General features: G+C 55.4%; 5 protein-coding genes. 4 read left to right on the top strand and 1 reads right to left on the bottom strand.

The features are described 5' to 3' along the window. The first annotated feature begins 80 nt into the window (after positions 1–80). The 4 genes from ACWI8T_RS02365 (at position 81) to ACWI8T_RS02380 (ending at position 4,880) form a co-directional block, all read left to right on the top strand. Positions 81–1,958 (top strand): MFS transporter, encoded by a 1,878-nt coding sequence (locus tag ACWI8T_RS02365; protein WP_449137811.1) that lies wholly within the window; start codon positions 81–83, stop codon positions 1,956–1,958. A gap of 443 nt (positions 1,959–2,401) precedes the next feature. Then, positions 2,402–2,686 (top strand): ArsR/SmtB family transcription factor, encoded by a 285-nt coding sequence (locus ACWI8T_RS02370; protein ID WP_244595023.1) that lies wholly within the window; start codon positions 2,402–2,404, stop codon positions 2,684–2,686. 34 nt (positions 2,687–2,720) lie between these two features. Continuing rightward, a complete protein-coding gene (locus ACWI8T_RS02375; protein ID WP_288483984.1) occupies positions 2,721–2,939 on the top strand; it encodes a cation transporter in 219 nt (72 codons plus the stop codon). Between the two features lie 21 nt (positions 2,940–2,960). After that, on the top strand, positions 2,961–4,880 hold the full coding sequence (locus tag ACWI8T_RS02380) for a heavy metal translocating P-type ATPase (protein ID WP_449137812.1): 1,920 nt from the start codon (positions 2,961–2,963) through the stop codon (positions 4,878–4,880). Between the two features lie 98 nt (positions 4,881–4,978). Here ACWI8T_RS02380 and ACWI8T_RS02385 read toward each other — a convergent pair whose 3' ends face one another. After that, positions 4,979–7,738, bottom strand: coding sequence for a tetratricopeptide repeat protein (locus ACWI8T_RS02385; RefSeq protein ID WP_449137813.1), 2,760 nt, complete (start codon positions 7,736–7,738; stop codon positions 4,979–4,981). Positions 7,739–7,920: the final 182 nt, after the last annotated feature.

Genomic DNA, 7,920 nt, shown 5'->3' on the forward strand with positions numbered 1-7,920 from the left:
CCAGCTGTTGGGCCTTCGGGCTCGCATGTATCCGCAGCAACGCGGCGCCTTTCGTGCGCCCAAAAAAGGAGTTTTCTGGTATGCAGGGAAAACAATCGACCATGCTCTTGGCAGTTTTATACGGCGGAGCATTCCTGGCTGGCTTTAATGAGAACCTCGTGAATATGGGCCTTATCGCCATCATGGACGAGTTCGCCATTGACTCAGTTACGGCGCAGTGGCTTGTAACGGGATTCATGATCGCCTCAACGATTGTCGTTATGTGCATGGCGTTCTTCTATCGTCGCATTAAGCTGAGAGCGCTGTTCTTTGCCGCGAGTGGCCTTACTTTGGCTGGCTCGGTTCTAGGCCTCATCTCAACGAATTTCGCCATGCTCTTAGTCGCGCGAATCATTCAAGCGGTGGGTTCGGGTGTGTTCATCCCTCTTATGATGAACACGATTTTGGCCGTGACGCCGAAGAATAAGCTTGGATCGTATCTCTCATTGGGTGGATGCACCATTACGTTTGGCCCCGCCTTCGCCCCTGTTGTATGTGGCGCATTGGTCACGAATCTGGGGTGGCGCTCGATATTTATTGCACCGATTGCGGTTATGGTGCTTCTTGTTGTTTTGGGCTTCATCTATGTGAAAGACCTCGAAAACAGCGAAACGCATCTTGATGCGCCTTCGGTGGCCCTTTCGGGTGTCACGTTGTTCGCGCTTTCGTTTGGTTTGGCGGAAATCGCGATAGACACGATGTTCGGAGCCGTCTCGCTCGTTGTCGCGGTTGCGGCAGCCGTGGCTTTTGTCGTCCGTCAGCTCGCCTGCCAATATCCGCTTATCGAGCTTTCTCCGATGCGTCGCGTTTCGTTTTGGCCCGCTGCGGTTTTCACTCTGGTCTCCCTTATGTCAACGTTCTCGATGAGCGTTTTGCTCCCCCTCTATCTTGAAGGCGCATGCGGCATAACGGCATTCATGGCTGGTGTGGTCATGCTCATTCCTGTGCTGTGCAACGCGGTATCGACCCTGGTGAGCGGCCGAATTATGGACAAACGCGGAGGATGGCCCCTCATTCCCCTTGGCTTTGCGAGCGTTGCCGTGGGCTTTGCGCTCATGGCAACGCTCGCCTCGTCGTACTCCATTGTCGCGATGTTTTTCGCGTCGGTTTTGGTGTTCATCGGCGTTGGCATGACGCTCTCTCCTTCCCAGACGGCTGGATTACGTACGCTTCCGCCGCGTGAAAACCCCTTCGGTGTTGCCCTTATGACGACATTCACGCAAATCGCCGCGTGCGCAGGCCCTTCGCTCTACATCGGACTTATGTCCTCGTCGGAAAACGCCGCACTGAACTCCGGCGCACTGGAAAACGCCGCCGTTGCCCAGGGTTTTGCCGTTGCCGTATGCTTCGCTGCCGCTTTGGCTCTTGCGTCGGCAATTGGCGCCACTGTCTTCTGCCGAGCCGCGGTAAAACGGGACAACGCTGCCCCCAAGCACGTACAAGCCCAGCAAGCCACGGGAATCGCCTTGCTTATGGAAAAGACCCCTTTTGTCGTAAAGGGCACCATGCCTGTTGGGGAAGTCATGCATGAGCTGGTCAATCGCAAAGTAAGCGGCATGCCGGTCGTGGATGACGGCGGTGTCCCAATCGGCTTTATTTCCGACGGCGACATCATGCGCTACCTCTCCGAATGCCACCCGACGATTACGAGCTCGTATTCGCTCATGGAGGCGGCAAATAGCCAAACGTTCGATGAGAAGCTTAAAGAACTTATCGCGCTTCCTGTTTCGCATATCGCCACAGAACGCGTCGTGAGCATTCCTGAAGACGCAACGCTCCAAGAGGCATGCACGCTTTTGGCGCAGCATAAATTGAAGAAGGTGCCCGTCATGCAGAACGGCGCGATTGTCGGAATGCTGAGCCGATCCGATGTCATTCGCTACGCGATGAACAACGCGCTGGCCGGAATCGAGGAATAGCGCACGCTGGGCACGATGTCCCGCCATGAGCGTCGAGCCTGTTCGCGCCCCTGGGAATTGCGCGAACGAGCCTGTTGGACAGGGTGCTTCCTTCCAGCCTCAAAAGCGGGTTGTTCTCCCCGTGCGAGAAACGAAGTCCGAAGGGGGTCAACCGGTACATCGCTTTTGGATTGTTCTCCTTCGCGTGAGAAGCGAAGGCTCTTCCGCGCTCCCCTTCTTGCGGGCGCCTTTTCGCCAAGCGAAGCAAAATACTTGAAATTGTGGCGCTGCCTTTGTTGACAGCGCCATTCTTATATCTATACTTATGAACAGTTGTTCATATGTTTGTTTGGTCTCATAAAGGAGCAAGCATGGCACAGACTATTGTTGAAGAACCGGCCATTCAAGAACCGAGCCTTTCCTGCAGCTGCGGTTGCGAGCAGGCTCATGAAACGGCCCCCGATATGCCCGACGAAGAGCTGCTCTACGATTTGGCGGACCTCTTCAAGGTATTCGCCGATACGACGCGAATCAAAATTCTGTATGCCCTTATGGGGCGTGAGCTTTCCGTGGGTGATTTGGCCGAGGTTATCGGCGCCACGCAAAGCGCCGTTTCGCACCAGCTTCGCACGTTGAAGCAGGCCCACCTGGTGAAATTCCAGCGCGATGGCAAAAACGTGATCTACTCGCTTTCCGACGACCACGTATACACGATGATCGCTCAGGGCATGACCCATATTTGCGAATAAGCCTATTAACCCGCATGAGTGAAAGGAACAAGCCATGCGTAAGACGTTTAAACTCGACGAACTTGATTGCGCGAACTGCGGAGCGAAAATGGAGGCCGCCATCAAGAAAATCGATGGCGTTGTCGATGCCAAAGTGACATTCATGACCCAGAAGCTCGTCGTCGAGGCCGACGATGCGCGCTTCGACGAAATCATGGACGAAGCGCAGGCTATTTGCAGAAAAATCGAACCCGATTGCGAGATCGTGCGATAAATCTCAAGGTGGATTATTGCCATGAATAAGAAATTGAGGCGCTGGAGAAAGCGCATTGTTCTTGCGCTCGTTTTGTTTGTGCTGATATTCGCTATAACGGAGCTGTTGCCCCTTTCCGTTTGGCTCGGCAGCGAACGCAATGCGGTGTATGCGGAATTAGTACTGTACCTTATTCCGTATGCGATTGCCGGCTACGACGTTCTTCTTAAAGCGGCGCGCAATATCAAAAATGGCCAGGTGTTCGACGAGAATTTCCTTATGGCCGTTGCGACGATCGGCGCATTTTCGCTCGTATTCTTCCCCGACTCTGGCCCCCATATGGCCGAAGGCGCAGCGGTTATGCTGTTTTACCAGGTGGGCGAGCTGTTCCAGCAATACGCGGTCGGTAAAAGCCGCAAATCGATCGCGGCGATGATGGACATTGTCCCCGATTTCGCAAACGTGCGTAACGCGAACGGCGATTTGGAGCAGGTTGACCCCGATAGCGTTGCTGTTGGCAGCGAAATCATTGTAAAGCCGGGCGAGCGCGTGCCGATTGACGGCATCGTTGTGGAAGGAACTTCCCAGCTCGACACGGCCGCCTTAACCGGCGAGAGTGTGCCGCGCGCCATCGAAGCGGGCAGCGAAGTGGTCTCTGGCTGCGTGAACCTCACAGGATTGCTTACCATTAAAACAACGAAGCCCTTTGGCGAGTCAACAGTGAGTCGTATTCTTGAGCTGGTCGAGAACGCTGCCGAAAAGAAGGCCCATACCGAGAATTTCATCACGCGCTTCGCTCGTTATTACACGCCTGCAGTATGCGGAGTCGCGCTCGCGTTGGCGGTGCTTCCTCCCCTGCTCGGCTTCGGCGCGTGGAGCGATTGGGTTTTCCGCGGACTTACGTTCCTCGTAGTGAGCTGCCCATGTGCGCTTGTCATCAGCGTTCCGCTTTCGTTTTTCGGCGGCATTGGCGGCGCGAGCAAACTCGGAATTTTGATCAAGGGCAGCAATTATCTGGAGTCGCTTGCCTCGGTCGATACGGTCGTGTTCGATAAAACAGGCACGCTTACGAGCGGCACCTTCGGCGTTGTTGCTGTTCATCCCGCAGAAGGCGTCGAAAGCGATCGCCTGCTTGAACTGGCGGCTCATGCCGAAGCGTATTCCGACCATCCTATCGCGATGTCGGTAAAGCACGCGTACGGCGAGCGTGTCGACGAGGCCCGCGTGTCGAATGCGAGTGAGGTAAGCGGACGTGGCGTACAGGCCGAAATCGACGGCGCGCGCGTGAGCGTTGGTAACGACAAACTCATGGCGAGCCTCGATATTGATGCCAGCAACTGCGAGCTCGTTGGAACGATGCTGCATGTTGCGGAAAACGGAAAATACCTGGGTCATATCGTTATCGCCGACATGGTGAAAGACGATGCCGCCAAAACTATCGCCGACCTGCATGCAGCGGGCGTGACCAAAACGGTGATGCTGACCGGCGATGCGGAAGAAGTCGCCCGTTCCGTTGCCTCGACGCTTAGCCTTGATGAATTCCACGCCAAGCTTCTGCCCCAAGACAAGGTCGCGGAAGTTGAGCGCTTGCTGGATGAGGAAAGCAAGAAAGGCAAGCTTGCCTTCGTGGGCGACGGCATCAACGATGCGCCCGTGCTCACCCGCGCCGATATCGGCATCGCGATGGGCGCGATGGGGTCCGATGCTGCCATTGAGGCGGCCGACATCGTACTCATGGACGATAAGCCGTCGAATATCGCGAAAGCGATTCGTTTGTCGCGCAAAACCATGGGTATCGTATGGCAGAACATCGTGTTTGCCTTGGGCGTGAAGCTTGCCGTGCTCGTGCTTGCCGCCGTGGGCATCGCGAATATGTGGATGGCGGTGTTTGCCGATGTGGGCGTGGCAATTCTGGCCATTCTTAACGCCATGCGCTGCATGAACGTGAAGAAGTTCCAGTAACCGTCGCGTGGGCCAATGAGCCCCCTGTAAGCAATAAACCCCAGATTGCCAGCAGCATCTGGGGTTTTCTTTTGGTCTGGGACCCGACGGCTTTTGCGCTACATCGTCACATTCAAGGCGCGAAGCGCGGGGACGATCGCGTCGTCGCGTGAGATGCGAACTGCCGCCGCCGCCAAAATACAGCCGAGGGAAACCGCCGACGAGTCAATCGTTTCTCTCGCGGCAGCAAGGAGGAATTCGGCGTTTTCGGTCAAAGCATTCAAGGGGACACCGTGCGCTTGAAGAATCGCTTCGTCCTCCTCAACACTGTGGCGTTTAAGACCCTTCACCGACGAGAGCAGCTCGTCGAGTTCAGCTTTCGCCTCGGCGGCCATGTAGGAATTAAGCATGCTGCAGCGTTTATAGCAAGCGACCGCGGCATCGTACTTCTCGAGTTTCCAGAACGAATACGCGAGCCAATAGAACGCGAGTCCGGCGTCGTCGACCTTCCATGTAACTTCGAGCGCCTTGCAGCACATCTTCACTTCGTTTTCGTAGTCGTCTTTCATGAAGTACGCTCGAGCCGCGCGTAAGTACGAATAGGCGCGTGCCGGAGAGAGCTCTATGCAGCGTTGCGCATGCCTGAGCGCCTCATCGGCGCCTGTAATCGTCGTTGTGAGCTCTTGTGCAAGGGAATCGTGCGCAAGAAACACTTCGTCGGCAAGAGGGTTCACGATACGGCCTTTCGCATCGTCGAGGCATCGTTTCGCATAAATCGCGCGCGTTTCGTAGCTATCAAAATAGCGATAGCATACGCGCGAGGTGTCGTTGAAACCGTCAATGGCATCGCCTTGCGCGGCTAATTCCTCAAGGAGCCCAATGGCAGCCGGATCGTCGTCGCGCATGAGCGACGAAGCGCGCATCATGGCGGGCTTAAGGCCGTATGCATCCATGAACGCTTCCTTCACCTCGAGAAACGACGTTTCCCCTAAAGAGCCTTCGGAGAATGCGGCCAAAAGCCTATTGCAAATGTCACGCACAAGCAAATCTTCCGTGCGGTCATGAATCTGCTTCAAGGCGAGCTCTGCGTTTTCGACGCCAGCATCAAGCGCGGCTGAAACCTCATCGGCATACGCGCGCCGCTGGCCGTCTTCGAAAATGGACATGCGCATTGGACAATCGACATGGAGCATGTCGCGCGCCTTTTCATTGAATGGCGTGGTGTCGATTGCCACCAAACGCTCAAAGCTCGATTTAAAAGCGCCCTGGCCAAGAGAGAAAAGCTTATCGATGCGGCGGAGCCCATTATCGCCTTCGAGGTTGAAACGCGCATTGAACCTCGAAAGGGTCTCGAAGGGTTCCTTGAATGCATTCGCCTCGCTTGCCGAATATGCCTCGCAGAGCGTTTTGCGGTCGAATTCAGCAGAAATAACGATGTCGTCCCTCTTTCCGTCGCGCAGGCAATTCACGCAAACCTTTTCAATTGAGGCCGAGGCGTGAAATGCGCTCGACGCGGCCAAAAGCGCAGCATGCGCGGCATAGCGCGCCTCAGTCGCGCTCAATTCAAAAGAGGTATACGGCAGATAATCGTTAACATCGCTGTCCCAATGAGTTTGCGCCATGGCGAATTTGCAGGATACGGCAAGATTAAAGCCGACTTCTGTGCATGCTTCGTTCAGGCAAAACTCATAGGGAATGCGGTAGGGCGCGCGCCACAACTCCCCCGCTTGGGCGATCGCGATATGAGTGTCCCAACGTCCTGTTGTTTCAAGCGGCGTATTCGGATCGGGCGCTTGCACACAGAGGTATTCGACGAAGGAATCGGCGAGTTTCGAAATCTCTTCTTCGGTTTGCTCGAATGTGTCGTCCTCTTCGCTTTCGAGGAAGTTGGACACCATGAGGAATCTGTTGAGGGCTCCTTCAGCGCGCAACAGCTTGTGACGTATCTCGCGCGTGGCGTCGCACGAGGCGAAAGCGCCATCTTCCAAACATTCGGTTTGCGTGTTGTACATGAAGTCGAGAAAGAACAGGTTCGAATATCGCGACGTGCGAATGAGGCGAGCATTCGGCCCTTCGGTCGCCCCTTCGACCGTTAAAGCGTCGCCGGAGATGCCGACGAGGCCGCTGTCGCGCAGGCCGTTCACCAAAAATCGCTCAATACCGCGCGCACGTTCGGGGTTTTCGGTCCACGACGTCTCCGCTTCCAGGACCTCTCGATTAATCGCGTCAAAAAAATCGGATTGCTGGAATCGGGAAAACACAGCGGCCAAATCGAAGGCCTCATTGGACATGGCCCCATCGTCGCTCGAATCGCTCGATGCTGATTTGGGCTCCCACTCGGTGCAGCGCGCAAATTCGACGAACGCGAGATAGGCAATCGACATAAACTCAAGGTAGCGCGATGGGTTTGCGACTTCGAATTTACCAGGGAACGAATCGTCTATTGCCGTGTAGCTGAACTCGGCTTTCCTGGTGTTTTCGACGTTCGCGACCCTGGCTTCGGCGACCGTTCGACGCGAGCCATCGCCGAGAAACACATCCAAACGTGCCGGTGACGTGGCGTCGGCGTTTTCGTTGTTGGCCTCCGCCGATTCGACGTTGTCCTCACAGGTGTACACCACTAAATCGGGGTCGCGCAGCGGTTCTTGGGCGAGGGGTTCATCGCAGGAATACGCTCGACCGAACCAATCGATATATGCAACGATGCGCGCCTTGCTTGTATTCGCTGGATTGTCAAAAGCAGCAACATAGCACGCACCGCCCTTAGGCATGGCGAGGCCGCTCGAGATGTAACCATACGTTACGCCCGAAGACATCAAGGGAACGCAGCGAAGCACATCGCGTTTTGCAAAAAAGCTGAGTTTTACGGGAGATCCCATCGACGAGCACCTCTTTGATGTGGGTCGAAACTTCGACCGTCGTTTCGGTTCGAACATTATACCGCTCGAATAGAGTACAGGCTGTCCTCTGCGATATGCCGTTTTGCACACATCTAAGCATCTATGGTGCGTCTAAAACCCCCCATGACCGCTGCCCGTTAAATAGATCCGTCTCCCGCGAA

The sequence above is a fragment of the Slackia sp. genome (genome assembly GCF_977041755.1).